Genomic DNA, 26,397 nt, shown 5'->3' on the forward strand with positions numbered 1-26,397 from the left:
GTCGATCCGATTGCGGGCGCAACCACGTCGTCATTTCAACGGCGGCGAACGTCATCGCGCACGGCCTCAAGGCAGCGGGACGCATTCAAGCAAGGCAGCGACCAGACGCTCACCGTCCCAACCTTCAGCCGCTGCTTCGTAGCTGGGCAGCACGCGATGGCGCAGTACGTCGGCGGCGACGCCACGCACGTCGTCCGGGGTCACGTAATCGCGGTTGGCCAGCCAGGCGCGGGCGCGGGCGCAGCGCTCCAGCGCGATCGAACCACGCGGGCTTGCACCCCAGGCAATGCGCTTGGCGAGCTTGGCGTCGTAGGCACTGGCATCACGCGATGCCAGCACCAGCGCAACCAGGTAGCGCTCCAGCTGCGGTGCCATATGCAGTTCCAGCACTTCACGCCGCGCCTGCTCGATTTTCTGCAGGGAGATCTTCTCGATTGCCACCTGCTGGGGCCGCATTGCGCGCAAGGCGCGCTCACGGGCCAGGCGCAGAATTTCGGTTTCGGCGCTGGCATCCGGGTAGCCGATGCGCACGTGCATCAGGAAACGGTCCAGCTGCGCCTCCGGCAGCGGGAAGGTGCCTTCCTGCTCGATCGGGTTCTGCGTCGCCATCACCAGGAACACGTCCGGCAAGGGGTAGGTATTGCGACCGACCGTCACCTGCCGCTCACCCATCGCTTCGAGCAGGGCCGACTGTACCTTGGCCGGCGCGCGGTTGATTTCATCGGCCAACAGGATGGGATGGAAGATCGGCCCGGCCTGGAATTCGAACCGGCCTTCCTGCGAGCGCCAGATATCGGTGCCGGTAAGGTCGGCCGGCAACAGGTCCGGGGTGAACTGGATGCGCGCGAAGCTGGCGTCGATGCGCGAGGCCAAGGCCCGGATGGCGGTGGTCTTGGCCAGGCCCGGTGCGCCCTCAACCAGCAGGTGACCATCGGCAAGCAGCGCGGTCAGCAAACGGTCGACCAGCAACGACTGGCCAACGATCTCGCTGGCCAGGGCGTCGCGCAACGCGGTGAATTCCTGATGCAGGCCGCTGTCGCGGACCGGCGCTTCGTCTTGATTAGGCAGCACGGGAGGAAGGTTCATAGGCGCAGTTTGACTGATCTGCGATGAAATGGTTCCAAACGCCGTCCGGCAAACGGAAAAGGGCCGCTAGCGCGGCCCTTTTCCTCAACTACAACAACTGCTTACTGGGCGGCCTTGGCCACGCGCAGGATCTTCGGGGTCACGAACACCAGCAACTCCGCCTTGTCCTTGCTGCGACCGCGCTGCTTGAACAGATTGCCGAGGAACGGAATGTCACCCAGGAACGGAACCTTGGCGACGCTTTCCTTGTCGCTGAACTCATAGACGCCACCAATGACCACGGTCTGGCCGTCGTCCACCAACACTGCAGTATTGATCTCACGGCGGTTGATGATCGGAACCACGCCGAAGTTCTCAACCGGCAGATAGCTGTCAACCTCGTCCTTCTTGACATTCATGTTCAGGAAGACGCGATTGTCCTGGGTGATGGTCGGCGTGACCTTCAGTTCCAGCAGCACTTCCTTGAACTGCACGTTCGGTGTGGCAGCAACACCACCAGTACCGCCGGTGATGGTGACGTAGCCAATTTCCTTACCCTGTTTGATCACACCTTCGCGCTGGTTGGCGGTGACGATGCGGGGATTGGAAATGACTTCACCACGAGCTTCTTCCTGCAGAGCCGAAAGCTCCAGATCAAGGTTGAAATTCGTGCCAAGCAGCGTATAGGCAAGGCTGGGGGCCGGACCCGAAGTGAACGTGCCAGCGGGCAGATTCACGTTGAGACCGCGAGTAGTGCTTCCAGCGCCGTTGGTGGTACTGCCAATGGTGGCGTTATTGTCACCACCGTTGTAGGCGTGCTTGCCGCCGATACCAAACTTGGCACCAAGGTCACGGGCAAACGTGTCGTTTGCGATGACGATGCGTCCCTCAATAAGCACCTGGTCGACCGGGCGATCAATAACCGCGATCAGCTCACGCATCTGCGCGACCTTCTTCGGGATATCACTGATCATCAAGGTGTTGGTGCGCTCATCGGCAACCAGACGACCACGCGGAGACAGGAAGCCGTTCTCGTTCTCGGTCTGACCGCCACCACCTGAACCACCAGAGTTATTCGCGTTACCGACGCCCTTGGCCTCGGTGATTGCCTTGAAGATGGCGTTTGCGCTGTGGTAATTGATCTGCACGTAATCGGTGATCAGATCCGATTTGTTCTCGATCGCGATTCGGGCGTCTTCCTTGTCCTGCTCGAACTTGGCCAGCTCCGGCTGCGGTGCAACCCAGACCACACCACCGTCGCGACGCTTGTCCAGGCCCTTGGCACGCAGCACGATGTCCAGCGCCTGGTCCCACGGCACATTGACCAGACGCAGGGTCACATTGCCCTGCACCGTGTCGGAGGCCACCACGTTGAGGTTGGACTCCTCGGCGATCAACTGCAGTACGGTGCGCACCGGCACGTCCTGGAAGTTGAAGGTCACCGGGCGACCGCTATAACCACGTGCAGCAACGGTGGCAGCTGCCTGCGCCACCGTCTTGGAGGTCACCGCGCCGGTAGCCACATCGGCCTTGCGTGGGGTGATCTCGACCACGTACTCATTGCCGGTCTGGTAGGCCAGCGAATCGAATGCGCCATTGGTGCTGAGCACCAGCTGCGAACCCTGCCCCGAGGGCTTGGCGTCGATGCGCTGCACCGGCGTGGCAAAGTCCACGACGTTGAGCGGACGCTGCAGTTCGGCCGGCAACATGGCATTGCCAACGTCGATCACGACGTTGTTGCCCTGGTTGCGCAAGTCAGGGCTGGCACCCTGTCCGTCGAACTGCATGATCAACCGCCCGGCACCATCATCGCCGCGCTTGAAGTCGATCTTGGTTACGGAAACCGCTGTCACCGCCTGCGAGGTGGCCGCGGCTGCGCCGCCGACACCCGCAACAGGCTGTGCTGCGTAAGAAGAGCCGCACACCGCTGCCAACGCCACTCCCAAGGCGCAGACGCGGACCAGTGCATGGCGCCGGATGGGACGCAGGCTCAGGGCTTTGGTAAAAGTCATCGTGCTATCCCCTAATCAATCAACGATCGTCCAGTGCGAGCGAGGCTGGGCGTTCCAGCCAGCCACCCGCACCGTCCGGCACCAGTTCAATAAGCTCAATCCCGTCTTCGCGCACGCCAGTTACACGGCCATCGCTCTGGCCCATGTACACCCCGGGACGTACACGGTAGGTGACCTTGTCCGGCCCCATCACCAGCGCTACCGCACCAGCGCCGCTGCCAATCGTGCCGACCATGTCCAGACTGTCGAGCGGGAAGCCTTCAAGCGGCTCCTTGCGACGGTTCGGATCGGGCCGCAGCTGGCTGTTGCCGTCGTCGGAGACCCATGCATCGCTGAACGGATCGCGCAGGCCCTGGGCCGAGTATTCGAACGTCTCGAACTGCTGCATGACCGGCAACGGCGGCAGCGGTTCGGCTGGACGTGCGCGCGTATCGGCGGTCCACTTTTCAAGGTTGGGCGCGTCACCAGGCGTACTGGTGATGCCGCGGGCACAACCGCCCAGCATCACCACGCAGACCACGCCCAAAGCCAGGGAAGAAACATTACGCATGATTACTTCCCTCCCTTTTTCTGCGCGTCGGCAGCGGCTTTTTCCTGCTCCGCCAACTCGGTGTCATCCAGGTAGCGATAGGTCTTGACCGTGCCGGACAGTTCCAGTGCACCACCCGCCGTAATCACGCCCTGCCCGCCCTTGGGCTGCAGATTGATGTCGTGCATGGTCAGAATGACCACGCGCGGCAGCGATGCGACGCCGCTTACGAACGCACCAAACTGGTGGTAGCTGCCTACCAGACGCAGCGCAATCGGCTTTTCGGCGTAGAACTCTTTCAATGTCTCATCGCCCGGCTTGAACAATTCATTGTTCAGGCCACTGGACAACGCGGTCTGTGAAACGTCGATGATCAGATCCGGCATCTCGGTCTTGCTGGGCAGCTGCCGCAGCATCTGCTGCAACACCTGCTCCATCTGCGCCAACTGCTGCTTCAAGGGCTCCAGGTTGACCGCGCGCTTCTGTTCTTCCTCGAAACTCTGACGCAGCGTCGCCTCTTTGTTCACCAGCTCTTCCAGCTCCCCTCTCTGGCCACTGATGACCAGCAGGTAACACAAGCCGATGATGAGCAGCGAAAGAAACGCGCAGAACACCATCTTCGCGTTGCGTGGCCAGGCACCGATATTGTTGAAATCCAGGTCTTTGGTATTGAATTTCTTGCTCACGAGCGAGCCTCCTTCTGCGCCGGTGCCGCTGCCGGTGCTGTCTCGCCCTTCGGCGTCCCAGCCCCACTGGCAGGCGCGGCTGGCACTACCGGCGGCGCAGCAGCAGGAGCAACTGGTGCAGCTGCCGCGGCGGGATCAGCAGCAACCGCTGCATCACCGGCTTCGGCCTGGCCGTCGCCCGGCGCTGGCAGTTGAACCTTCAACGTGAACACATACGGCAAGGACTTGATGTCGACCACGGGGCCGCCAGCAGCTTTCGCATCCTGCGCACGTGCCTCGATGATCGTCAGTTCCGGATTCCTCATCCAGCCCGAGGTTTCAAGGTTGCGCATGTAGGCACTGACGCGTGCATTGGACTGGGTGCGGCCTTCCAGGGTCAGCGTGTCGCCTTCCTGCTTGAGTGCCGTCAACACCACGCCATCGGGGATGGTGCGTACCAGCGAATCGAACAGATGCACCATCTGCGAACGCTTGCCCTGCAGTTCCTCGATCACCTTCTTGCGGTCAAGCAGACGCTTCTTCTGCACGTCCAGGCGATCGATTTCCTTGTTCTGCTCCTTGACCTTGGCAATCTCTGCTTCAAGGTAGGCGTTGCGCTCGTTCTGCCCGCTGATCTGCTGGCTGAAGAAGAACCACAGCAAGCCAGACAGCACCACGCCACTGAGCGCGGCAAAGCCGAGCATCCCGTAGAACTCGCGCTGACGCTGTTTGCGGCGCTCCTCGCGCCACGGCAATAGGTTGATCCGTGCCATCAGTCAAACCCCCTCATGGCCAGACCCGTCGCGATCATCAGCGCCGGCGCATCCTGGTTCAGTGCATGAGCCTGGACTTTCGGCCCCAGCGTCATCTGCGCCAAGGGATTGGCCACCGATGTCGCCACGCCCAACTGTTCTTCCACCATGGTCGGCAGACCGATCAGGGCCGCACAGCCGCCGGCCAGGACGATGTGGTCGACGCGGTTGAACTCGCTGCCAGCGTAGAAGAACTGCAACAGGCGGCTGATCTGCTGCACTGTCGCTTCCTTGAACGGTTCCAGCACTTCGACGTCGTAGCTCTCCGGCAAGCCGCCCTGGCGCTTGGCCAGACCTGCCTCCTCGTAGCTCAGGCCGTAGCGGCGCATCACTTCGTCGGTGAGCTGCTTGCCACCGAACACCTGTTCGCGGCTGTACAGGCTACGGCCGCCGCGCAACACATTGAGCGTGGTCATGGTTGCGCCGATGTCGACCAGCGCCACCACGCCATCACTGGGTACAGCCAGCTCGCTGGCGACCAATGCAAAGGCGTTCTCGATTGCGAACGCTTCCACATCCATCACCTTGGCGGTCAGCCCACCCAGCTCCAGCGCGGACTGGCGCAGCTCCACGTTCTCGGAACGCGATGCGGCCAACAGTACCTGCACCATCTCCGGATTGTTCGGCACTGGACCCAGCACTTCGAAATCGAGGTTCACTTCGTCGATTGGGTACGGGATGTAGTTCACCGCCTCCAATTCGACCTGGGCCTCCATGTCGTTCTCGTCCAGATCTGCTGGCATCGGAATCACCTTGGTGATCACCGCAGAGCCTGCAACAGCGGCAGCCGCCCCCTTGGCCTTGCTGCCTGAACGCGCAACAGCCCGACGAATCGCTTCGCCGACTGCTTCGACTTCGACAATGTTTTTCTCCACCACCGCATTCGGCGGAAGAGGTTCCACAGCGTAGTGTTCCACGCGGAAACGGTTACCGCTGCGGGAAAGCTGCAATAGCTTCACCGCAGTCGAACTGATGTCGACGCCAATGATGGGCGTCTGACTCTTTGGGATAAGCCCCACGGATTCTCCCCTGCCGACGGGCACTTGGACGCAAGTCTTGCGTCGGCGCATTAATAACGTTTTTTCAGCAAATGGCAACCATCCGGAATGCGAGACGCGATCTGCATCACGCCGCCCAGCTGTATCTCATTTGCTCTCCCCAGGACGCGGCCCCAGCCGCTCCCCTGCGTAATCTATACTCTGCGGCTACAAAAACCGCAATCGGGACTTCTGGATGCCACGTTTTCGTCGCTGGCTGCGCTGGCTGCTGGCCCTCTTCGTCGCCTTCTCTCTGGTCGGCGCCATCGCCATTGGTTCACTCTATTACGTTGTCTCGTCCAAGCTCCCGGACGTACAGGCGCTGCGCAATGTCGAGTTGCAGGAGCCAATGTATGTCTATGATAACGAAGGGAAATTGATGGCGGTGTTCGGCGAGACCCGCCGTTACCCGGTACAGATGAAGGACGTTCCGGATCGCCTGAAGCAGGCTTTTCTGGCCACCGAAGACGCCCGTTTCTACCAGCACGACGGCATCGACTACAAAGGTATCGCCCGCGCCGTATGGTTGATCGCCCGTAGCGGCTCCAAGGACGGCGTACCCGGCGGATCGACCATCACCCAGCAGGTTGCGCGGCAATTCTTCCTGAGCAGCGAGGTCAGCTACACCCGCAAGTTCGCCGAAATCCTGCTTGCCCGCAAAATCGAAAGCGAGCTGAGCAAGGACGAGATCTTCGAGCTGTACCTCAACAAGAGCTTCTTCGGCAACCGTGCCTACGGCATCGGTGCGGCCGCCGAGTACTACTACGGCAAGAAGCTGGCCGAGCTCGACCTGGACGAAATGGCCTCGCTGGCCGGCATCCCCAAGTTCCCGTCCAGCGGTAATCCGCTGAGCAACCCCGAGCGCGCGCGCCAGCGCCGCGACAACTATGTGCTGCAGCGCATGGCCGACCTCGGCTACGTCACCCAGGCCGAGGCTGACGCCGCCAAGGCGGTGGCCATGCACGCCAGCCCGCACGAGCCGCCGGTGCAGGTCTATGCGCCGTACGTGGCCGAGCTGGTCCGTCAGGAAATGATCGCAAAGTACGGCGGCGACGTGCTCAACAAGGGCTACCACGTCACCACCGCCATCAATGGCCAGCTGCAGGACGCCGCCAACACCGCGGTGCGCGACGGCCTGATCACGTACGACCATCGCCATGGCTGGCACGGCGTCGAGCAGCACTTCGACGTTGCCGCCGATGCCGACAACACCGCACTGGCCCGGCATATCGCCAGCGTCCCGACCCAATCGGGCCTGCAGCCAGCCGTGGTTTCGGCCACCCATGCCGATGGCGGCATCACCGTGGTGCTGGCCGACCGCAGCGAGCTGGTGCTGCCGGTGGCCTCCAGCCGCTGGACCAACCGCAGCCCGGCCAAGCTGGTCACCCGCGGCGACATGATCCGCGTGCGCGCCGGTGCGAAGGAAGGCGAGTGGCTGATCGACCAGATTCCGCGCGGACAGAGCGCACTGGTCTCGGTGGATGCCGAGAGCGGCGCATTGCGCGCTCTGGTCGGTGGCTTCAGCTTTGCTGGCAACAAGTTCAACCGTGCCACCCAGGCCCGCCGCCAGCCCGGCTCCAGCTTCAAGCCCTTCATCTACGCGGCCGCGTTCGACAAGGGCTTCAATCCGGCCTCGATCGTGCTGGATGCGCCGGTGGTGTTCCGCGACCGCCGCGGCAAGACCTGGCAGCCGCAGAACGATGGCGGCGGTTTCCGCGGCCCGATGCGTCTGCGCGAAGCCCTGGTGCAGTCGCGCAACCTGGTCTCGGTGCGCCTGCTGGACAGCATGGGCGTGGATTACGCGCGCAAATACATCAGCGAGTTCGGCTTCCAGGAAGCCGAGTTGCCGCCGAACCTGTCGATGTCGCTCGGCACCGCCTCGCTGACCCCGTTGTCGGTGGCACGCGGCTACGCCGTATTCGCCAATGGCGGCTCGCGCGTGGACACCTGGATCGTCGATGAGATCAAGGACCGCGACGGCAATGTGATCTTCAAGGAAAACCCGGCGATGGCCTGCCGTGGCTGCGGTGGCACCTCCACTGCGGGAGCCGCACCGGTCAGCCAGGTGGTGGACGGTTTCAACTTCGGCGCCGAGGTAGCACCCGCTCCGGTCGCCGCCAAGCCTGCGGAACCCAAGCCTGAGGCCGTTGAACCGGCGAAGCCGGTCAACCCGAACGCCCGCACCGCACCGCGCGCCATCGACGAGCGCACCGCTTACCAGCTGGTATCGATGATGCGCGACGTGGTCCAGCGCGGTACCGGCACGGCAGCCAAAGTGTTGGGCCGCGAAGACGTGGGCGGCAAGACCGGCTCCACCAATGACCACCGCGACGCCTGGTTCTCCGGCTTCGGTGGCCCGTTGGCCACTACTGTCTGGGTGGGCCGCGACGACTTCCGCTCGCTGGGCTACCGCGAATACGGCGGCAAGGCAGCACTGCCGATCTGGATCGACTACATGCGCGTCGCCCTGAAGGATGTGCCGATCGCCAAGAACGACCCGCCTTCGGGCATGGTCCAGGCGACCCTCAACGGCGCCACGGAATGGGTCAAGACCGAAGATCTGGATCGCGTCCAGGACTTCGACTTCGGCCAGCAGGACCACGCTACCGACGACGCTGCATTCGACATCTTCTGATCCATCCAGCAGGCGGCCGGGCGAAAGCCCCGCCGCCTGCCTACAATCGGGCCAGCAACCAACAGGGAAAGCCCGATGCCGTCACCGCCTACGCAATCTCCTTCGCGCAATGCCCGCGAGCGGCAATTGATTGCACAGGAAGCTGCACGCCTGATCGCCGAAAGCGGCATCCATGATCTCGAACACGCCCGCCGCAAGGCCGCCAGCAAGCTCGGCATCAGCAGCGAAGCGCTGTGGCCGAGGTTGAGCGAGATCGAGCAGGCACTACGCGAGCATCAGTTTCTATTCGCTTCCAGCAAGCGCCCCGACGCGCTGCGTGCGCATCGCGAGTCCGCGCTGCAGGCCATGCAGTTCCTGCAAGCCTTCCAGCCACGCCTGGCCGGCGCCGTGCTGAGCGGCCTTGCCACCAGCGACAGCCCGGTCATCCTGCACCTGCATTGCGATGACCCCGATGCGGTGCAGCGCTTTCTGCACGAGCAGCGCATTCCTGCCGAGGCGCGCACCTGGCCGCTGCGCCTGGCCGGGCATACGTCCAGGCAGCATTACCCGGGCTGCGAGTTCGCCGCCGACGGCATCGCCTTCGAGCTGGTAGTCCTGCCCGAGGATGCGCTGCGGCAGCCGCCGGTTTCTGCAGACGACGGCAAGCCCCTCCAGCGCGCGACACTGGCGCAGCTGAAGCAACTACTGGCGCAAGAACAGAGGTAGCGCCGAGCCATGCTCGGCAGAGGCATTCCCGGTAAGGCTTCTGCCGAGCATGGCTCGGCACTACCGGGCATACCTGCTCTTGTGGGAGCTGCGTGAGCCGCGAAGCTGGCAATGCGTGAATAGCCGAAGAGCCAACCCCTCCCCAGCCCTCCCCTTGCCTGCGGCAAAGGGAGGGAGCGTAGTGCCGAGCATGGCTCGACACTACCGGGCACCTATCGGCGCTTGCAGGAGCGGCGTGAGCCGCGAAGCTGGCAGTGCGTGAAAAGCCGCAGAAGCTACCCCTCCCCAACCCTCCCCTTGCCTGCGGCAAAAGGAGGGAGCGTAGTGCCGAGCCATGCTCGGCAGAGGCCTTACCGGTAAAGCCCCTGCCGAGCATGGCTCGGCACTACCGGGCATCCCTGCTCTTGTGGAACCGACACACAAACAAAAACCCCGCCGAAGCGGGGTTTTTGTCGTGATGGAAGCGGCGCATTGCTGCGCCGTTGCCATTACTTGTAGTCGCGCACGTCGTGGCCGGTGTAGACCTGGCGCGGACGGCCAATCTTCATTTCCGGATCAACCTGCTGTTCCAGCCAATGCGATACCCAGCCAGCGGTACGGCCCAGCGCGAACATGACGGTGAACATCTCGGTCGGGATGTTCAGTGCCTTGTAGATGATGCCGCTGTAGAAGTCGACGTTCGGGTACAGCTTGCGGGCAACGAAGTACTCGTCCTGCAGTGCAGCCTGCTCCAGCTTGACGGCAACGTCGAGCAGCGGATCCTGCACGCCGAGCTGACCCAGCACCTGCTTGGTCATCTCACCGATGACCTTGGCGCGTGGATCGAAGTTCTTGTAGACGCGGTGACCGAAGCCCATCAGGCGGAAGCCCGAGGTCTTGTCCTTGGCCTTGACCACAGCGGACTCGACATTGTCGGCCGAACCGATCTCTTCCAGCATCTTCAGCACGGCTTCGTTGGCGCCGCCATGTGCCGGGCCCCACAGCGCGGTGACGCCAGCGGCGACCGATGCATACGGGTTGGCGCCGGTGGAGCCGACCAGACGCACGGTCGAGGTCGAGGCGTTCTGCTCGTGGTCGGCATGCAGGATGAACAGCAGGTCCAGCGCCTTGACCACGTCCTTGTTCAGATCGTACTTGCCATCAGCCGACTCGAAGGTCTGCTTCAGGAAGCGGCTGACATAGTCCAGCGAGGTGTCCGGCTTGTTGGCCGGCAGGCCAGCGCCGTGACGGTAGATCAGCGCCGACAGGGTCGGAACCTTGGCGATCAGACGCACGGCTGCCTGGCGGCGCTGTTCGGCATCTTCCAGGTCCAGCGAAGCGTGGTACTTGGCCGACAACTGCGCGATCGAGGCAGTCAGGATCGCCATCGGATGCGCGTCCTTGGCGAAGCTGCCGATCAAGGTGTTGATGGAATCATCAACGCCGGCTTCAGCGGTCAGTTCGGCTTCGAAAGCCTTCAGCTGGTCGGCGCTCGGACGATCGCCATTGATCAGCAGGTAGGCCACTTCGACGAAGCTGGACTTGGCAGCCAGCTGCTCGATCGGATAGCCGCGGTACAACAGCACGCCATTGTCACCATCGATGTAGGTGATGGCCGACTTGCAGCTGGCGGTGGCGGTATAGCCCGAGTCGTAGGTGAAGAGACCGGTTTCCTTGGTCAGCTTCGAGATATCGACACAGTTATTGCCCAGTACGGGTTTGACGACAGGCAGAACGACCGACTTTTCGCCGGCGTTGAGCGTGACCTGATCAAGATCGGACACAGTGTGCGCTCCTCAAGTGGAAGGCGCCTGTCCTGACGAAAGGGGTGCGGGCAGGCGCGTGAAGGAATTCCGCAGTTTTCCACTGCGGTTCCGACGATTATCGCACAGCAGCATTTGCAGATTGCGAAGACAAAAGTCTTATAGCCGGAGTTTCCGCGCGACACAGCGTCGCACTGGCACAACCGCCCGATTCCGCAAGGGTTCAGCCATACGAAACGCAAGACAAAACAACGGCCGCGCAAGGCGCGGCCGTTGTCAGTGCAGCAACAACAGTTCGATTAGCGCGCGTAGCGCTTCTGGAACTTGTCGATGCGGCCGCTGGTATCGATAACCTTGTGCTTGCCCGTGTAGAACGGGTGCGAAGCCGAGGAAATTTCAACCTTGACGAGCGGATACTCTTCGCCGTCTTCCCACTTGACCGTTTCCTTGGAGGACATGGTCGAACGGGTCAGGAACTTGAAATCAGAGGTCACGTCGTGGAAAACGACGTTGTGGTAATCAGGATGGATATCGGCCTTCATGGGCTCGCACCGTGTGGGCTGGTGGTCAAGACGGCCATTATAAGCACGACTTGCCGTAACAGGCAAGTCGTGCCCACTACCACCCATTCCCCCGGGCCATTACTGGCCCAGCAGCGCCCCGCGCACCTGGGCCTCGAAGCGGGCCTGGTCGTAGCCGATCAGCAGCGCCGTATTGTCGGCCGCGCCGGTCTGGCGGTTCCAGTCGACGATGGTGGCACCTCGGGTACGGGTGCCGGTCAGCTCGATCGACAGCGGGCGCTGTTCAACTACCTTGCCGCCCTCCGGCTGCAGCGCCCAGGCCATCGCCAGCGCATCGGCGGCGTACCAGCGCTCGCCACGGCTGTCTTCCGACCACAGCCGGGTCTGGCGTGAGATCAGCTCGTAGAAACGCGCCTTGTCGGTATCTGCAGCTAGCCACTGTTCGACATCACGGTGCAGCAGGCCGTGGGCGATGGTGGCCTCCCAGTCAGCGACTTCGATGAACGGGAACGAGGTGAAGACGATATGCGCCGATTCCGGATCAAAGGCGATATTGAACTCGGCGGCCGGGGTGATGTTGCCGTGACCCGTGATCGCGCCGCCCATCACCACGAAGCGCTTCACGCGCTGCGGCAGGCTGGGATCCAGCTTCAGCGCGAGCGCGATATTGGTCAGCGGGCCCAGCGCGACCAGCAGCAACTCGCCTGCATACTCGTGCGACAGGCGCAGGATCGCCAACGCGGCGTGCTCGGCTTCCACCTTGCGCGCGGCCAGCGGCAGATCGACGTCGCCGAAGCCATCGCGGCCATGCACATGCGCGGCGTCTTCTGCCGGGTATACCAGCGGATCGGGGGTACCCGCGAACACCGGCACGTCTTCGCGGCCAGCCACTTCGCACAGCTTCAGCGCGTTGCGCACGGTGTATTCGAGGCCGACATTGCCCGCTGCCACTGTCAACGCGACCACATCGTGGCGCTCATCGGCAAAGGCCATCAGCAGTGCCAGCGCATCGTCCACGCCCGGATCAGTATCAATCAGCAACGGTATCTTCTTGCTCATCTTCTGCTTCACTTCTGGTTGGCCATGGAGTCTGTCACGGCCTCCATGACAGTGGAAGCACGCAATCAGGCCGATGCGTAGCGCACTGCGCCACCAATCCAGCGGTTGACGATGCGATCAGCAAGCTCCGGCGCGTCATTGAGCAGGCGTTCGGCCAGATCGTGCACAGTCGGCAGCAGGCCTGCATCACGGGCAAGGTCGGCCACGCGGAAGGCAGCCAGGCCGGTCTGGCGGGTACCCAGCAACTCGCCGGGACCGCGCAGCTCCAGGTCCTTCTCGGCAATCAGGAAGCCATCGGAGGTGAGCCGCATGGTCTCCAGCCGCTCACGCGCCATTGCCGACAGCGGCGCCTGGTACATCAATACGCAGCTCGATGCGGTGGCACCGCGCCCTACCCGCCCACGCAGCTGGTGCAGCTGGGCCAGACCAAGCCGCTCGGCGTTCTCGATGATCATCAACGAGGCATTGGGTACATCGACGCCAACCTCGATCACGGTGGTGGCAACCAGCAGATCGGTCTCGGCCTGCTTGAACGCACGCATCGCCGCCTGCTTCTCGGCGGCCTTCATCCGGCCATGCACCAGCCCGATACGCAACTCAGGCAGCTGCGCCGACAGCGTCTCGAAGGTGGTCTGCGCGGCCTGCGCATCCATGCGTGCATTGCCGGGACCAGCATCTTCTTCACTTTCCTCGATCAGCGTGCAGACCCAGTACACCTGCCTGCCCTGCTGGCAGGCGATGCGGATGCGTTCGACCAGTTCCGGCCGGCGCTCGGCGCTGATGGCGATGGTCTGCACCGGTGTGCGACCAGGTGGCAGTTCGTCGATGGCTGATACGTCCAGGTCCGAATATGCGGCCATCGCCAGGGTGCGCGGAATCGGCGTGGCCGTCATCACCAGCTGATGCGGCACCACCCCGGCAGTTGCGCCCTTGTCACGCAGGGCAAGGCGCTGGTGCACGCCGAAGCGGTGCTGCTCGTCGACGATGGCCAGCGCCAGGTCATTGAAGACCACGCTGTCCTGCATCAGCGCGTGAGTGCCGACCACGACTTGCGCATGACCACTGGCCACCTCTTCCAGCACCTTGGTGCGAGCCTTGCCGGTGACCTTGCCGGCCAGCCAGGCCACGCGCACATCCAGCGGTTCCAGCCAGCTGCGCAGATTGTTCAGGTGCTGCTCGGCCAACAGCTCGGTCGGCGCGGCCAGCGCCACCTGTTTGCCGCGCTCCACCGCCAGCATCGCGGCCAATGCGGCAACCACGGTCTTGCCGGAGCCAACGTCGCCCTGCACCAACCGCAGCATCGGGTGCGCGCGGGCCAGATCCTTGCGGATCTCATCGAATACGCGCTGCTGCGCGCCGGTGAGTTTGAACGGCAAGGATTCGCGCAGCGCTTTGACGAGGCCATCGCGACCGCGCAGCGACGGCGCGCGATGCTGCTGCAGGGCGATGCGCTGGCGACGCAGGCTGAGATGATGGGCGAGCAGCTCTTCCATCGCCAAACGCCGCTGCGCCGGATGCGTACCCGCGCCCAGAGCACCGATGTCAGCATCGGCCGGCGGCCGGTGCATGGTCAGCAAAGCGTCGCGCAGGGAAGGCAGACTCATGCCGGCAAGCAAGGTCGGGGGCAGTAATTCCAGTGCAGCAGCGTCAGGCAAGCGGTCCAGCGCCTGCCCGATCAGCTTGCGCAGGCTGGCCGGGCCGATGCCCTCCACCGCCGGATACACCGGATCCAGCACCGCACCCAGCGCGGCATCTTCGCCGTCGCCGAGCACGTGATAACTGGGATGCACGATCTCCAGCCCATTCTGACCCGCGCGTGGCGTGCCATAGGCGCGCAGGCGCCGGCCTACCGCGAACTGCGAGACCTGCGCGGCGCGGAAGTGGAAGAAGCGCAGCACCAGGGTGGCACTGGAATCATCACTGATTGCCACCCGCAGCACCGGCCGGTAGCGGAAACCGCGTTCGACCGCCTCCACCCTGCCCTCCACCTGCGCGGCCATGCCGGCCTTCAGCGCGCGGATCGGCAGCAGCGTGGTGCGGTCCTCGTAACGCAGCGGCAGGTGCAGCCACAGGTCCTGCAGGCTGGTCAGGCCGCGCGCTTCCAGCTTGGCTGCCACCCGTGGCCCGACCCCGGCCAGGCGGCTCAGTGGTTCGGTGGACAGATCGAGGGTGGCGAGGTCACGGCGTGCAGACATTGCATAAGGATGCCGTCATGCGCAGGAAACAGAAACCCCGGCGTGGTTGGACGCCGGGGTTTCCTACTCCCCAAGTGCTGATTTGCTGCTGCTTTGTCGATTGGCGCCTTGGTGCGGTAGCTGTACGTGGCGCGCAGGCCCTCACCCCCAACCCCTCTCCCGCAAGCGGGAGAGGGGAGCCCTTTGCGCAGGCGACTCTGCTAGAACTTAACGGTCATCTCCAGGCCGTAGGTGCGGGGGTCGGTGATGGTTGCGCCGACTACACCGAGCGGGTCGCGGCCGTAGGTGTTGAGGCCGCGCACGTATTGCTTGTCGAACACGTTGTTGGCGTACACCGCCCAGGTCCAGTGCTGCAGGGGCGAGGTCCAGCCGATGCGCACGTCGGTGCGCTGCTGTGCCTCGCCGATGTCCAGCACCTTGCTGATACCGCAGTCACCCTGCAGTGCCGAGCCGGCGTTGCAACGCACCGCTCCCCGATAGGACTGGCGCAGCGAGAAGCGCAGCTGGCCGTTGCCACCGAGGTCAGCCAGATACACCGCGCCAGCCGAAGCGGTGAAGCGTGGCTCGCCGGTTGCGGCACCGTCCAGATTGACACCTTCAGGTGTCACGTAGTCCTTGTACTTGGAGTCGATCCACTCGGCAGCGGCGTCCAAGGTCAGTCCGTCGGTGACTTTCCAGCGCATGTCGAAGTCCACGCCGGTGGCTTCAAGATCGCTGGTGTCGAACACATAGACCGGGATGTCGACCGGGTTGTTCGGGTCCGGGTCGATCAGCCGGATCGCCTGGCGGTTGTCGTACTGGTAGTGGAAGGCGGACAGGTTGTAGGAGAAGCGATTGAAGCTCTGCTTGATGCCGATCTCCAGGTTCCACACGTCCTCGTTCTCGAATGCCGGGCCGATCTGCAGCGCGTTGAAACCGCCTGCCTTGTAGCCCTTGGCCAGCGAGCCGAACACCATGGTGTCGTCGTTGAGGTGGTAGTCGACGACGAAGCGCGGGCTCCAGTCACTCCAGCTCTTCTTGTCGCGGACCAGCTTGCCCTTGTTGACCATCGCCGGCGGATCAATGAAGGCCATGTCGAAGGTCAGCAGATCGCGGGTGATGGGAATGCCCATGCCGGCCAATGCCTGGAAGAAGCCGAGCGCTTCCAGCGCGCCGAGCTTGGCTTCCAGCCCCGGTGCATTGCGCGGCGTGTTGAGCCAGGTGAAGTCCTTCTCGTCGCGGGTGTAGCGCAGGCCGAAGGTCAGGTTGAGGCGGTCGGTGGCCTTCCAGATCACATCGCCGAACACCGCATAGGACGTCGTGCCCAAGGTGTTGTTGAAGCGTTCGTTCCACTTCTCGCCGACCAGCGAAATCGGAATACCGTTCATCTGCGCCAGCAGCGAGGTGAAACCGAACAGGCTGCCATCAGGCGTTGGCGCGATGCCCATGTTGCGCACGATGTTGTTCACCGCCTCGGTATTGGTATTGACCTCGCTGGTCTGTTGCGCGTCCTCGTCGAAGTAGCTGGCACCGGCAACCCAGTCGAAGCGCTCATTGCTGCCGGAGAACTTGAACTCCTGGTAGAAGGTCTCGTTGCTCTCGGTGTTCTTCGAGTCCACGTACAGGTCGAAGCGGTTGGTGCCATCTTCCTCGGTGTGGTTGGTCGAGTCGTACTTGCGCCAGGAACTGGTGGAGGTGAAGTTGCCCCAGGACAGTGCATGGTCGACGATCAGACTGACACCATCGAAGGTGCGCCATTCGGCGTTGTCAGCATCGCTGTAGGTCTTGATCTTGCGCGGGTCCAGGTAGTCATCCGGATCCACCGGCACGGGCGGCCGCGCCGGATAGGCGGGCAGCGCGACGATGCCGGTGGTGACACGGCCGTTCTGGTCCAGGCTCTCGTGGTCCCAGCTCACATAGGCAGTGGTGTTGTCGCCGAAGCGGGTCTGCCAGGCAGCGCGTGTGGCCCAGACGTTCTCGCCACCCAGATCCTTGCCGGTGGCGCCATCCTGGAACCAACCGTCACTGGTATTGATAAGCGCATTGAAGCGCAGCGCCGAGTTGTCGCCGGTGGGGATGTTCCACATCGCATCGGCGTATTTCTTGCCGTAATTGCCCACCCGCACGGTGGCCCGCGCCTCGGTCTCGGCCTGCGGCCGGCGGGTTATCAGCGAGATCGCGCCGGCGGCGGTATTGCGGCCGAACAAGGTGCCCTGCGGTCCCTTCAGCACCTCGATGCGTTCCACGTCGACGAACGGCAGCAACACACCGCCGCCGCGTCCGCCGTAGACGCCATCGACGAAGATGCCCACCGCCGGATCGGTACCGATGCCGAAGTCATCGGTCTCCACGCCACGCAGTTTGAAAGAAGGTTGGGTTGGCTGCACCGCATCAATCACCAGGCCCGGCACGAAGGCATCGATGTCACCAAGGTTCTCGGCGGCAACGTCGTTGAGCAGGTTCTGGTCGACCACCTGCAAGGCAATCGGCACGTCCTGTATTTCCTGTTGCCGGCTCTGCGCGGTGACGGTGATGCGATCAAGCGTGGTGGCAGCATCCTCCGTCGCCGACTGTGCCATCGCCGGGGCAACTGCCCCCACCACCATCAGCCCGGCCATGGCCCGCTGCAGTCCGACTACCAGATTCCGTTGCTTCACTCGCATCGCGTTCTCTCCCACGCAGTGAGGTGTATGCCGGCGTCAGACCGCCGGCGGGCCCGTATTGCCAGGCTGGCCTTCGCCAGCCGTGTCGCAGTTTGTTTGCAGTGCGTTGATCCAATCCCGGATCAAGGTCACGCCTTCGCTGTGTACAACCGCGCGGCCGACCTCGGGCATCATCACCGCCGGATCATCGCTGTCCATGCGGTAGGCGATGATCGAGGCATCCGCATCCCCCGGCTGGATGTCATAGCGCCGGTTGCCGGTGCCCTTGCCGGCGGCGATCGGCTGCTTGCACATGCCCAGCTTCAGGTGATCCCGGGTGGGTGCGTCCAGCCACAGCCCCGAGGTGATGGCCGGGCCAGTGCGGCTATGGCAGTGACCGCAGTTCACGTCCAGATAGGCGCGTGCACGCGCCTCCAGCGGCGCGGCGGGATCAGTGGCATCGGCCGCGCGTGGCAGCTGTGCCGGTGCAGGCAGGTCTTTCAGGTAGCCGAGCTTGACCAGATGAGCGAGCTGGTTGTCGTGGCCGCTTAGGTAGTCGAAATCGCGATTGAGGTTGCGGGCCTTGGGGCCGATCGGCAGCAGCTTGCGCGAGCGGTTGTCGGTGATATGGCAGCCGCCGCACTGGTTCTGGTCCGGCACCTGGTACGCAAGTGCTTCGCGTGAGCCGTCCGCAGCCACCAGTTCCAGGTCAACACTGGCACCGGTACGCTGCAAGGTCGCTGCGGTCTGCTCTTGATTCCAGACATAGGGCAAGGCCACCCAGCCTTCCTTGCGGTGGACCAGCAGCCGGGTCTCGATCAAGCGGACCTTGGACAAGTCCAGGCTCTCTTCACGCAACGAGGACTGCGAAGGTGGCGTGCGTGCCACCGACTTCCCATCGGCTGCACCGCTCGCCGGCAGCGGATAGTAGAAGGTCTTGCTGAGAATGGTGCCGACCGGGAAGTCGAAGGCATGCTCCGGTTGGTAACCAGCGGCCTGCCCCTTCGGCATCCATACCGTGCGCAGCTTGTGCGCGTAATCACTGAACAGCGGAGTGTTCAGGTCATACGGCACCACGCCGTCATTGAGCGACAGTCTGCCATCGCGGATGCGCAGCACATGCCATTCATCCAGCGTCGCTGGCTGGCCCTGCTCGAAGAAATGCACCGCAGCCGGTTTGCCGCAGGCCACCAGCATCAGCAAGGCGCCGACCAACACAATCGCCCGCACCATCAGATTGCGCATGCCCTGGCCTCAACCGCGCTTCAAATCGATGGCCGGCAAGCGCGGCAGATCGCATTCAAATGGCTTGGCATCCTTGCTCGGGTTCTTGTAACCGCCAGGACCATCGGCATTGACCACACCGCTGACGTTGCGCAGGCAGATCTGTGGGCCAAGCTTGACCCCGTCCACCATCCGCTCCTTGTTGTAGTAGCCATCCCACAGCACGTCAGGGAAGCTGCCGGTCAGGCCATACATCGCCACTTTCAAGGCCTTCAGATCCAACCCGTCGGGCGAATCACCACCGCCGGACAAGGTGTTGTTGTGGATATGGATGCGCTCCGGATATGGATCGAAATTGGGCGAGGCGCTGCTGTCCTTGTAGCCGGTGGAATACACGCTGGAGACGATGATGTTGGTGGTGGCGTTGTCGCGCACCTCGTTGTCGAACACCTCGATGTCATCGTTGGAATTGATGACGATGCCCGAACCGGCCGGCACGCTGGCCACCGGCGTGCCCTTGGCACCGAAGTTCTCGTGGTTGTTGGCGATGACCTTGTTGTTGAACACGCGGATATTGCCGCCCTGCTGCGACAGACCCGGCATGTTGAACACCAGGATGCCGCCGGTATTGCCGGTGGCGACGTTGTCGTACACATCGGCATTGCGGGTGTTCTCGACCTCGATGCCGGCCACGTTCTGCTCGGCACGGCTGTTGCGCACGATCACCCCATCGGACTGGCCAACATAGATGCCGGCATCGGAGGCACCGATGGAAATGGTGTTCTCGATCAGCACGTTCTTGGTCAGCACCGGGTAGATGCCATAGGCGCCGTTCTTGGTGCTGGGGCCACCGCTCCACTGCACCTTTACCCCTCGGATGGTGATGTTCTCCGACTCGCTGATCTTCAGACCATCACCCTTGGAATCCTCGATGGTGAGGTTCTCGATGGTGAAGTTGTCGCCGTTGACCAGCAGCCCTTCGGCGCCGGCCTTCTGCCCCTTGAAGCTGAGCACAGTCTGGTCCATGCCGGCGCCACGGATGGTCACGCCATCGGCTCGCAGGCTCAGGCTGCGCTCGAACTGGTGGCGACCGGCCGGGATATCGATCACGTCACCGGGCTTGGCATCGAGCAGGCGCTCCTGCAGCGTTGCCGCGAAGGCGGCATCAGCGGCCGCCACAACGGGTGCCAGCTCGGCCTGCTTCTGGCAACCGGCCGTCAGCACGGCCAAGCCGGTGGAAACTACCCAGATGATGCTGCGCTGCATGATTCCGACTCCATACGCCGGCCGATGTTGGTCTGCAGTCTCACCTTCAGGCAGTGTTCACGCGAAGGGCAAGAACGGCATACTTGGGGGGGCAAAGCGGACAAGCTGGAGGGGCTTGAATGCATCGCAGGATCAGCGGCGGCGACCGCCTGAGCATCGCCAACGTTCCAACCAACATGCTCTGTGGCCTGTTGTTGCTGGCCGAGCAACGCGGCGTCAGTAGCGATAACTGGTTCAACGGACTGCAGCTGAGCGCGGCGCAGCTCAATGATCCCAGTGCCCGTATTTCCTACCGGCAGGCGATCGAGGTGATACGCCGCGCCCTACCGACCTTTCCCATTGATGGCGTTGGTCTGGCCATGGGTGGCAACCAGAACGGCGGCAACTTCGGCCTGCTTGGGCTGGCGATGAAAACCGCACGCACCTTTGGTGACGCGGTACGGATCGGCCTGGATTACCAGCGCAATCTTGGCCCGCTGATGAGCCTGGCCCTGGAAGACGGCGGCAGCGACAGCCTGGCCATCGTCGCCACCGCGCCGGATGAAGCCAACGACCTGCTGCAGTTCCTCTGCGAGGAAATGTTTTCCAGCATCGTGATGCTGGGCCGCGAGCTGGCTGGCAACGAGTTCAGCCCGCTGCGGCTGGAACTGGGCTACCCGGCACCGGCCTGCATCGACCAGTACCAGGCCTTGTTCCGCTGTGAGCTGCGCTTCAACCAGCCACGCCACGCCCTGATACTGGACCAGCGCTGGATGCAACTGCCGTTTGCCAGCTACAACCCCGTGACCTCGCTGCAGGCCTTGTCGATGTGCCACGCGCAACTGGCAACACTGGCTTCGCGCGGTGAGACCACCGCTGCGGTCGAGCGCCAGTTGCGGCCACGGCTGCGCGATAACCCGCAGATGAGCGAAATCGCGCTGGCCCTGCACCTGAGCGAGCGCACCCTGCGCAGGCAACTAGCCGACGAGGAAACCAGCTTCAGCGAGGTCCACGACCGCGTGCGCACCGAGCGCGCATTGGAACTGCTGCAGGACCCCGAGCTCGCCGTTGCCGCGATCGGCAACCAGCTGGGCTTCAACGACGCGCGCGAGTTCCGCCGCGCCTTCAAGCGCTGGACCGGGCAGACCCCGAGCGGAACCCGTTTGCCGCCAAACTGAAACGCAGATGCCCGGTTTCCCGGGCATCTGCTTCACCACCGAATCCGCGCAGCGGATCAGTCGATGATCATGATCGCGTCGACTTCGAACGCGGCGCCCTTCGGCAGGCCCGACACTTCGATGGTCGAACGGGCCGGGAACGGGGCCTGGAAGTACTCCTGCATGACCGCATTGACCTTGGCGAACTCGCCCAGGTCGGTCAGGTACAGGCCAAGGCGGACCATCTTGTCCAGCGAGCCACCGGCTTCCTCGGCCACGGCCTTGAGGTTGTCGAAGGCGCGACGGGCCTGCGCGGTGACGTCGCCAGCGACGATTTCACCGGTCGCCGGGTCCAGCGGAATCTGGCCAGAGAAATACACGGTGTTGCCGGCACGCACGGCCTGCGAGTACGGGCCGATGGCGGCCGGGGCCTTGGCGGTGTTGATGATCTGGCGGGACATGGACAACTCCAGTCTGGAAAAGGTGGGCCATTGTAGCGTCGCCCGCTTGGCGGGCAGCTGACCGGGCTGGGCTGGCCTTGGTCAAAAAATAACCAGAGATCCGAAAGCTTTACAGCACAAGGCCTGCAAAGGCTTATCCACAACTTGTAGGCATCACAGGGCACAAGCTGTGTGGATAGCCACATGCAGGTAGAGCCGAGCCATGCTCGGCTGGGGCCTTAGCGGCAGATTTGTGGGAGCGGCGTCAGCCGCGAAGCAGGTGATCCATCCAGCTAGCCAGCATGCCTGCTCGATTCATTGCTGCCAGCTTCGCGGCTCACGCCGCTCCTACCAGTGCCTATGCCTTATCGGCAAAGCCCCTGCCGCGCATGGTTCGGCACTACATTCGTGCCATCCACAGGTCGTGGACAAAATATCACCATGTTTTGCAGAGGTCCGCAGCGCAAGGGCTGCGCGGCCTTATCCACAGCTTGTGTATACAGCAGGACACAGTCTGTGTGGATAGCGGAATACAGGTAGAGCCGAGCCATGCTCGGCTGGGGCTCTACCGAAGAACCAGCTGTTGGGTTTGTGGGAGCGGCGTCAGCCGCGAAGCAGATGATCCATCCAGCTGGCCTGCATGCCTGCTCGATTCACTGGCACCAGCTTCGCGGCTGACGCCGCTCCCACAAGTGCGTCTAACCTATCGGTAGAGCCGTTGCCGAGCATGGCTCGGCACTACGCAGCCCGCGCGGTCGGGTTGGGCGTTGGCTCGCCGATCCGGCGCAGCGTATTGCGGTCGGTATGCGCGAACGGCGCGCTGCGGTCCGGGATGACCAGCATCGTTTCCTGTTCGTAGGACCAGCTGCCGTCGTCATTGATGGTGACCTCGATCTCGTAGCTGTCGGTACGGAACGCGTGTTCCAGGAACGGGTTGGAGCTGATGCCATTGGTCATCGAGCCACGCTCGGCGCGCAGGCGGAAGCGCTTCGCATCGGGCGCCGCCTTGCCAACCGCCATCGCGGTCTGCCCGCGCGGGATGGTCAGCGTCTGGATCACCGTGCCGGTCGCCGGCTCCCACAGCCAGTAGCCGACCTGATCGTGGAAGGTCTCCACTTCACCGGGCTTGTGGATGCGGGTGTGATAACGCAGCCCGTAGAACAACTGCGGGCCATTGGGCTGCGCGTCGATCGGCTGCAGTTCGACGTGTTCAATGAAGGCCTGCCGTTCGGGGCCATCCGCCTTGGGATGGACGTCCATGCCGCGCTCGCCGATCCAGATGCCGGCCAGCGGCGCCAGTGGCCCCAGGTTGGCCAGCGTATCGGTATCGGCGGTGGGTTCGGTATAGATGTCTTCCGGGAACGTCGTCATGAGGTACAGCCATGTGGGTATCCCGCCCATGGTACGCAGAACACGCTGCAGGCTCACCTCCACCTGTCCACAAGTGATGGACAAAATATCACCATGTTTTGCAGAGGACCGCAGCACAAGGGCTGCGCGCGGTTATCCACAACTTGTGTAGGTAGCAGGACACAAGCTGTGTGGATAGCGGGATACAGGTAGAGCCGAGCCATGCTCGGCTGGGGCTCTATCGAAAAGCCAGCTGTGGGTTTCGTGGGAGCGGCGTAAGCCGCGAAGCAGATGGTCTTTCAGATTGCGGGCAGCCCGGCTGCTCCAGCACTGCCAGCTTCGCGGCTCACACCGCTCCTACAACAATGTCGGCAAGGCCCCTGCCGAGCATGGCTCGGCACTACGGCGGCTTGCCCACAGCGCGTGGACAAAAAATCACCATGCCTTGCAGAGGGCCGTGGCACAAGGGCTGCACGGCCTTATCCACAGCTTGTGTATGCAGCAGGACACAGTCTGTGTGGATAGCGGAATACAGGTAGCGCCGAGCCATGCTCGGCTGGGGCGCTACTGGTGAACCCGACGTGGTTTTGTAGGAGCGGCGTCAGCCGCGAAGCTCATGATCGAGCGGATTACAGACACATCCGTAATCTCAACGGCGTCAGCTTCGCGGCTGACGCCGCTCCTACAACAACATCGGTAAGGCTTCTGCCGAGCATAGCTCGGCACTGCCCTTATTGGCGGCGGACGGACTGCACTACCTGCAGGCGGCGCAGGCGACGCATTACTTCGGCCAGGTGGTTGCGGTCGCGGACCTGGATGTTGAAGCACAGCACCGCGGCGTTGAAATCGCGGTCCAGGTAGTCCACGCGCTCGATGTTGGAATGGCTGTGGGCGATGGCGGCAGCCAGCTGCGCCAGCACGCCGGTGCCGTTCTCCACCTCGACCACCAACGCGGTGTCGTAGTCGCCGACCACGCTGGTATCCCAGCCAATCGGCACCCAGCGATCCGGCGTCTTGCGCAGTTCGGCCAGGTTCGGGCAATCCAGCCGATGCACGACGATGCCCTTGCCGGCCGTGTGGTAACCCATGATGTCGTCGCCCGGAATCGGCTGACAACAGTTGGCGAAGCTGACCACGCCACGCTCGCTGCCGTTGATCAGGATCTTCTCCTGGGCGCGATGAGTGACGCCACTAGCGCGCAGTTCGGCATACGACATCAGCGCCTGCGCGGCCTGGGTTGGCATCCAGTTGCCCAGCGCGACATCGGCCAGGAAGGCCTCCAGGCGCGGGTAACGGTGCTCGGTGAGGAAAGCGTCCAGGCGCCCCTTGGGCAGCCGCTCGATCGAGCTGTCCATCGCTTCCAGCGCGCGGTCCAGCATGCTGTGACCGAGCTGTACCGCATCCTCGTGCTCCAGCTGCTTGAGCTGGTGACGGATCGCGGTGCGCGCCTTGCTGCTGACCACGAACTCCAGCCACTGCGGCTTGGGCGAGGCCGAGCGCGCGGTGATGATTTCCACCGTCTGCCCGCTGACCAGGCGCGTGCGCAGCGGCACCAGCTTCTTGTCCACGCGCGATGCGACCGCGCGGTTGCCCACATCGGTGTGCACGGCATAGGCGAAATCCAGCGCGGTCGAATTGCGCGGCAGCGCCAGGATCTTGCCCTTGGGCGTGAACAGGTAGACCTCGTCCGGGAACAGGTCAACCTTGACGTTGTCGAGGAACTCCAGCGACGAACCTGCGGTGCGCTGCGAATCGATCAACTCGACGATCCAGGCATGCGCCCTGCTCTGCGCACTGTTGGGGCCGTCGCCACCGAACTTGTAGGTCCAGTGCGCGGCCACACCGCGCTCGGCGATCAGGTCCATTTCCTCGGTGCGGATCTGCACTTCGATCGGGGAGCCGTACGGCCCGAACAGCACCGTGTGCAGCGACTGGTAACCGTTGGCCTTGGGGATGGCGATGAAATCGCGGAAGCGCCCGTCCAGCGGTTTGAACGCGGCATGCACGCCGCCCAGTGCGTGGTAGCAGTTGGGTACGTTGCGCATCACCAGGCGGAAGCCGAACACATCCATGACCTGGTCGAAGCTTTTGTTCTCCTCGCGCATCTTGGTATAGATGCTCCAGGGCGTCTTGATGCGGCTGATCAGGCGATGCTCCAGCCCTTCACGCGCCAGGCGCTGCGACAGCTGTACTTCCACCTGCGCCATCGACTCACGACGCACCACCGGCTGGCTGCGGATGTGTTTCTCGATGATGGCGTGGCGCCACGGGTACAGCGCGCGGAAGCCGAGGTTCTGCAGCTCGGATTTGATCAGGTTCATGCCCAGGCGCTGGGCGATGGGCGCGTAGATATCCAGCGTTTCGGTGGCGATGCGGCGCCGCGCCTCGGCACTCTGTGCACCCAGGGTGCGCATGTTGTGCAGGCGGTCAGCCAGCTTGATCATGATCACGCGCAGGTCGCGCGACATCGCCAGCAACATCTTGCGAAAGCTCTCCGCCGCAGCTTCCTGGCGGTCGCGGAACTTGAGCTTGTCCAGCTTGGTGACGCCCTCGACCAGGTCGGCCACGGCCTGGCCGAACTCGGCGGCCAGCTCCTCGCCGGTGAGCGGTGTGTCCTCGATGGTGTCGTGCAGGATCGCCGCGATCAGGGTTTCAACATCCAGGCCGAGTTCGGCCAGGATGCGCGCCACCGCCACCGGATGGGTGATATACGGTTCGCCGGATTTGCGGGTCTGGCCGGCATGCGCAGCCGCCCCGACCTCCCAGGCACGACGCAGCAGCGGCAGCTGCTCGGTGGGGAGGTAGCTGGCTGCGCGTTCGAGTTGCAGTACGTAATCAGGTACCACCCCGCCCGCGGGCGTGGCTACCTGGGCGGAAGGGCCTGGGTTCATGGCAGAAGACTATGCCAGCAGGCGTTCCACGGCAATTCCTACAACGCAAACAGCCCGCTTTTGGCGGGCTGTTTGCAGACAACATCAATCGATGCCGAAGAGGCAATCAATCGTCGTTCTTGGACATGTCTTCGTCGGCGACCACTTCAGCGGCTGCCCATTCCAGTGCTTCACGCTCGATGCGCTCGCGCTCGGACTTCTCGACTTCCTCGATCAGCTCGTTGTCGATGCGACGGGCAGCGATTTCGCGCAGCGCCAACACCGTCGGCTTGTCCTCGCTCTCGCTGTTGTCGATCGTCGCCTGGACACCATTGGCCAGCTGACGGGCGCGCTTGGACGCCATCATGACCAGCTCAAAACGGTTGTTAACGACTTCCAGGCAATCTTCTACGGTAATGCGGGCCATGCGGGCTCCCGGCGACCTGCAACGGCCGCTCGATCGAATGAGGGAAAGGGGACGGATTGTAGGGGCAGACCGGTCCTGGAATCAAG

The 26,397-nt window shown here is 63.3% G+C and carries 20 protein-coding genes; 3 read left to right on the top strand and 17 right to left on the bottom strand.

What is annotated here, in order from left to right:
* Window positions 1-66: 66 nt before the first annotated feature.
* From Q5Z11_RS15780 to Q5Z11_RS15805, 6 genes are all read right to left on the bottom strand, one after another.
* A complete protein-coding gene (locus Q5Z11_RS15780) occupies window positions 67-1,086 on the bottom strand; it encodes an AAA family ATPase (RefSeq protein WP_303747267.1) in 1,020 nt (339 codons plus the stop codon).
* 101 nt (window positions 1,087-1,187) lie between these two features.
* On the bottom strand, window positions 1,188-3,077 hold the full coding sequence (locus Q5Z11_RS15785; RefSeq protein ID WP_303747268.1) for a type IV pilus secretin PilQ: 1,890 nt from the start codon (window positions 3,075-3,077) through the stop codon (window positions 1,188-1,190).
* Between the two features lie 19 nt (window positions 3,078-3,096).
* Window positions 3,097-3,627 carry a pilus assembly protein PilP gene (locus tag Q5Z11_RS15790; protein WP_303747269.1) on the bottom strand — a complete coding sequence of 177 codons (531 nt, stop codon included), beginning with the start codon at window positions 3,625-3,627 and terminating at the stop codon, window positions 3,097-3,099.
* A 2-nt stretch (window positions 3,628-3,629) separates the two neighbouring features.
* Window positions 3,630-4,292, bottom strand: a complete 663-nt coding sequence (gene pilO, locus Q5Z11_RS15795; RefSeq protein ID WP_303747270.1) for a type IV pilus inner membrane component PilO — start codon at window positions 4,290-4,292, stop codon at window positions 3,630-3,632.
* Complete coding sequence (locus Q5Z11_RS15800; protein ID WP_303747271.1) at window positions 4,289-5,044, bottom strand: PilN domain-containing protein; 756 nt, start codon at window positions 5,042-5,044, stop codon at window positions 4,289-4,291. The genes pilO and Q5Z11_RS15800 overlap by 4 nt, the downstream gene beginning before the upstream one ends.
* Window positions 5,044-6,102: a pilus assembly protein PilM gene (locus Q5Z11_RS15805; protein ID WP_345783893.1), complete on the bottom strand. Its 1,059-nt coding sequence runs from the start codon at window positions 6,100-6,102 to the stop codon at window positions 5,044-5,046. The genes Q5Z11_RS15800 and Q5Z11_RS15805 overlap by 1 nt, the downstream gene beginning before the upstream one ends.
* Before the next feature lie 214 nt (window positions 6,103-6,316).
* Here Q5Z11_RS15805 and Q5Z11_RS15810 point away from each other — a divergent pair, with 214 nt between their 5' ends.
* On the top strand, window positions 6,317-8,755 hold the full coding sequence (locus tag Q5Z11_RS15810; protein WP_303747273.1) for a penicillin-binding protein 1A: 2,439 nt from the start codon (window positions 6,317-6,319) through the stop codon (window positions 8,753-8,755).
* Between the two features lie 75 nt (window positions 8,756-8,830).
* Window positions 8,831-9,460, top strand: a complete 630-nt coding sequence (locus Q5Z11_RS15815) for a hypothetical protein (protein WP_303747274.1) — start codon at window positions 8,831-8,833, stop codon at window positions 9,458-9,460.
* A 488-nt stretch (window positions 9,461-9,948) separates the two neighbouring features.
* Here the strand turns inward: Q5Z11_RS15815 and Q5Z11_RS15820 are convergent, their stop codons facing one another.
* The 7 genes from Q5Z11_RS15820 to Q5Z11_RS15850 all read right to left on the bottom strand — a co-directional run bounded on the left by Q5Z11_RS15820 (window position 9,949) and on the right by Q5Z11_RS15850 (window position 20,088).
* A complete protein-coding gene (locus Q5Z11_RS15820) occupies window positions 9,949-11,223 on the bottom strand; it encodes a citrate synthase (RefSeq protein ID WP_303747275.1) in 1,275 nt (424 codons plus the stop codon).
* Between the two features lie 278 nt (window positions 11,224-11,501).
* Window positions 11,502-11,744, bottom strand: a complete 243-nt coding sequence (locus Q5Z11_RS15825) for a type B 50S ribosomal protein L31 (RefSeq protein ID WP_054657059.1) — start codon at window positions 11,742-11,744, stop codon at window positions 11,502-11,504.
* Between the two features lie 99 nt (window positions 11,745-11,843).
* Window positions 11,844-12,782, bottom strand: a complete 939-nt coding sequence (locus Q5Z11_RS15830; protein WP_303747276.1) for a nucleoside hydrolase — start codon at window positions 12,780-12,782, stop codon at window positions 11,844-11,846.
* Window positions 12,783-12,847: 65 nt separating this feature from the next.
* Complete coding sequence (gene recG, locus Q5Z11_RS15835) at window positions 12,848-14,977, bottom strand: ATP-dependent DNA helicase RecG (protein WP_303747277.1); 2,130 nt, start codon at window positions 14,975-14,977, stop codon at window positions 12,848-12,850.
* 200 nt (window positions 14,978-15,177) lie between these two features.
* A complete protein-coding gene (locus Q5Z11_RS15840; RefSeq protein WP_303747278.1) occupies window positions 15,178-17,574 on the bottom strand; it encodes a TonB-dependent receptor in 2,397 nt (798 codons plus the stop codon).
* Window positions 17,575-17,655: 81 nt separating this feature from the next.
* On the bottom strand, window positions 17,656-18,843 hold the full coding sequence (locus Q5Z11_RS15845; RefSeq protein ID WP_303747279.1) for an SO2930 family diheme c-type cytochrome: 1,188 nt from the start codon (window positions 18,841-18,843) through the stop codon (window positions 17,656-17,658).
* Window positions 18,844-18,852: 9 nt separating this feature from the next.
* On the bottom strand, window positions 18,853-20,088 hold the full coding sequence (locus Q5Z11_RS15850; protein WP_303747280.1) for a parallel beta-helix domain-containing protein: 1,236 nt from the start codon (window positions 20,086-20,088) through the stop codon (window positions 18,853-18,855).
* A 119-nt stretch (window positions 20,089-20,207) separates the two neighbouring features.
* Here Q5Z11_RS15850 and Q5Z11_RS15855 point away from each other — a divergent pair, with 119 nt between their 5' ends.
* Window positions 20,208-21,245 carry an AraC family transcriptional regulator gene (locus tag Q5Z11_RS15855; protein ID WP_303747281.1) on the top strand — a complete coding sequence of 346 codons (1,038 nt, stop codon included), beginning with the start codon at window positions 20,208-20,210 and terminating at the stop codon, window positions 21,243-21,245.
* Between the two features lie 56 nt (window positions 21,246-21,301).
* On the opposite strand, the gene Q5Z11_RS15860 is transcribed toward Q5Z11_RS15855, so the two are convergent.
* From Q5Z11_RS15860 to rpoZ, 4 genes are all read right to left on the bottom strand, one after another.
* Entirely contained in the window at window positions 21,302-21,685 is a 384-nt protein-coding gene (locus tag Q5Z11_RS15860; protein WP_303747282.1) for a RidA family protein, read from the bottom strand.
* Window positions 21,686-22,402: 717 nt separating this feature from the next.
* Window positions 22,403-23,035 (bottom strand): FABP family protein, encoded by a 633-nt coding sequence (locus Q5Z11_RS15865; RefSeq protein ID WP_303747283.1) that lies wholly within the window; start codon window positions 23,033-23,035, stop codon window positions 22,403-22,405.
* Window positions 23,036-23,745: 710 nt separating this feature from the next.
* Window positions 23,746-25,905 carry a RelA/SpoT family protein gene (locus Q5Z11_RS15870; protein WP_303747284.1) on the bottom strand — a complete coding sequence of 720 codons (2,160 nt, stop codon included), beginning with the start codon at window positions 25,903-25,905 and terminating at the stop codon, window positions 23,746-23,748.
* Window positions 25,906-26,011: 106 nt separating this feature from the next.
* The gene (gene rpoZ, locus Q5Z11_RS15875) at window positions 26,012-26,311 is read right to left on the bottom strand and encodes a DNA-directed RNA polymerase subunit omega (RefSeq protein WP_282271463.1); all 300 of its coding nucleotides are present in this window, start codon (window positions 26,309-26,311) and stop codon (window positions 26,012-26,014) included.
* Window positions 26,312-26,397: the final 86 nt, after the last annotated feature.

The organism is Stenotrophomonas sp. 610A2 (assembly GCF_030549615.1).
Taxonomy (GTDB): domain Bacteria; phylum Pseudomonadota; class Gammaproteobacteria; order Xanthomonadales; family Xanthomonadaceae; genus Stenotrophomonas; species Stenotrophomonas pigmentata.

Coding starts and splice junctions, on each gene's coding strand:
- Q5Z11_RS15780 (WP_303747267.1), bottom strand. CDS start 1,086: ATGAACCTTCCTCCCGTGCTGCCTAATCAAGACGAAGCGCCGGTCCGC.
- Q5Z11_RS15785 (WP_303747268.1), bottom strand. CDS start 3,077: ATGACTTTTACCAAAGCCCTGAGCCTGCGTCCCATCCGGCGCCATGCA.
- Q5Z11_RS15790 (WP_303747269.1), bottom strand. CDS start 3,627: ATGCGTAATGTTTCTTCCCTGGCTTTGGGCGTGGTCTGCGTGGTGATG.
- Q5Z11_RS15800 (WP_303747271.1), bottom strand. CDS start 5,044: ATGGCACGGATCAACCTATTGCCGTGGCGCGAGGAGCGCCGCAAACAG.
- Q5Z11_RS15810 (WP_303747273.1), top strand. CDS start 6,317: ATGCCACGTTTTCGTCGCTGGCTGCGCTGGCTGCTGGCCCTCTTCGTC.
- Q5Z11_RS15815 (WP_303747274.1), top strand. CDS start 8,831: ATGCCGTCACCGCCTACGCAATCTCCTTCGCGCAATGCCCGCGAGCGG.
- Q5Z11_RS15825 (WP_054657059.1), bottom strand. CDS start 11,744: ATGAAGGCCGATATCCATCCTGATTACCACAACGTCGTTTTCCACGAC.
- Q5Z11_RS15830 (WP_303747276.1), bottom strand. CDS start 12,782: ATGAGCAAGAAGATACCGTTGCTGATTGATACTGATCCGGGCGTGGAC.
- recG (WP_303747277.1), bottom strand. CDS start 14,977: ATGTCTGCACGCCGTGACCTCGCCACCCTCGATCTGTCCACCGAACCA.
- Q5Z11_RS15840 (WP_303747278.1), bottom strand. CDS start 17,574: ATGGCCGGGCTGATGGTGGTGGGGGCAGTTGCCCCGGCGATGGCACAG.
- Q5Z11_RS15845 (WP_303747279.1), bottom strand. CDS start 18,843: ATGCGCAATCTGATGGTGCGGGCGATTGTGTTGGTCGGCGCCTTGCTG.
- Q5Z11_RS15850 (WP_303747280.1), bottom strand. CDS start 20,088: ATGCAGCGCAGCATCATCTGGGTAGTTTCCACCGGCTTGGCCGTGCTG.
- Q5Z11_RS15855 (WP_303747281.1), top strand. CDS start 20,208: ATGCATCGCAGGATCAGCGGCGGCGACCGCCTGAGCATCGCCAACGTT.
- Q5Z11_RS15860 (WP_303747282.1), bottom strand. CDS start 21,685: ATGTCCCGCCAGATCATCAACACCGCCAAGGCCCCGGCCGCCATCGGC.
- Q5Z11_RS15865 (WP_303747283.1), bottom strand. CDS start 23,035: ATGACGACGTTCCCGGAAGACATCTATACCGAACCCACCGCCGATACC.
- Q5Z11_RS15870 (WP_303747284.1), bottom strand. CDS start 25,905: ATGAACCCAGGCCCTTCCGCCCAGGTAGCCACGCCCGCGGGCGGGGTG.
- rpoZ (WP_282271463.1), bottom strand. CDS start 26,311: ATGGCCCGCATTACCGTAGAAGATTGCCTGGAAGTCGTTAACAACCGT.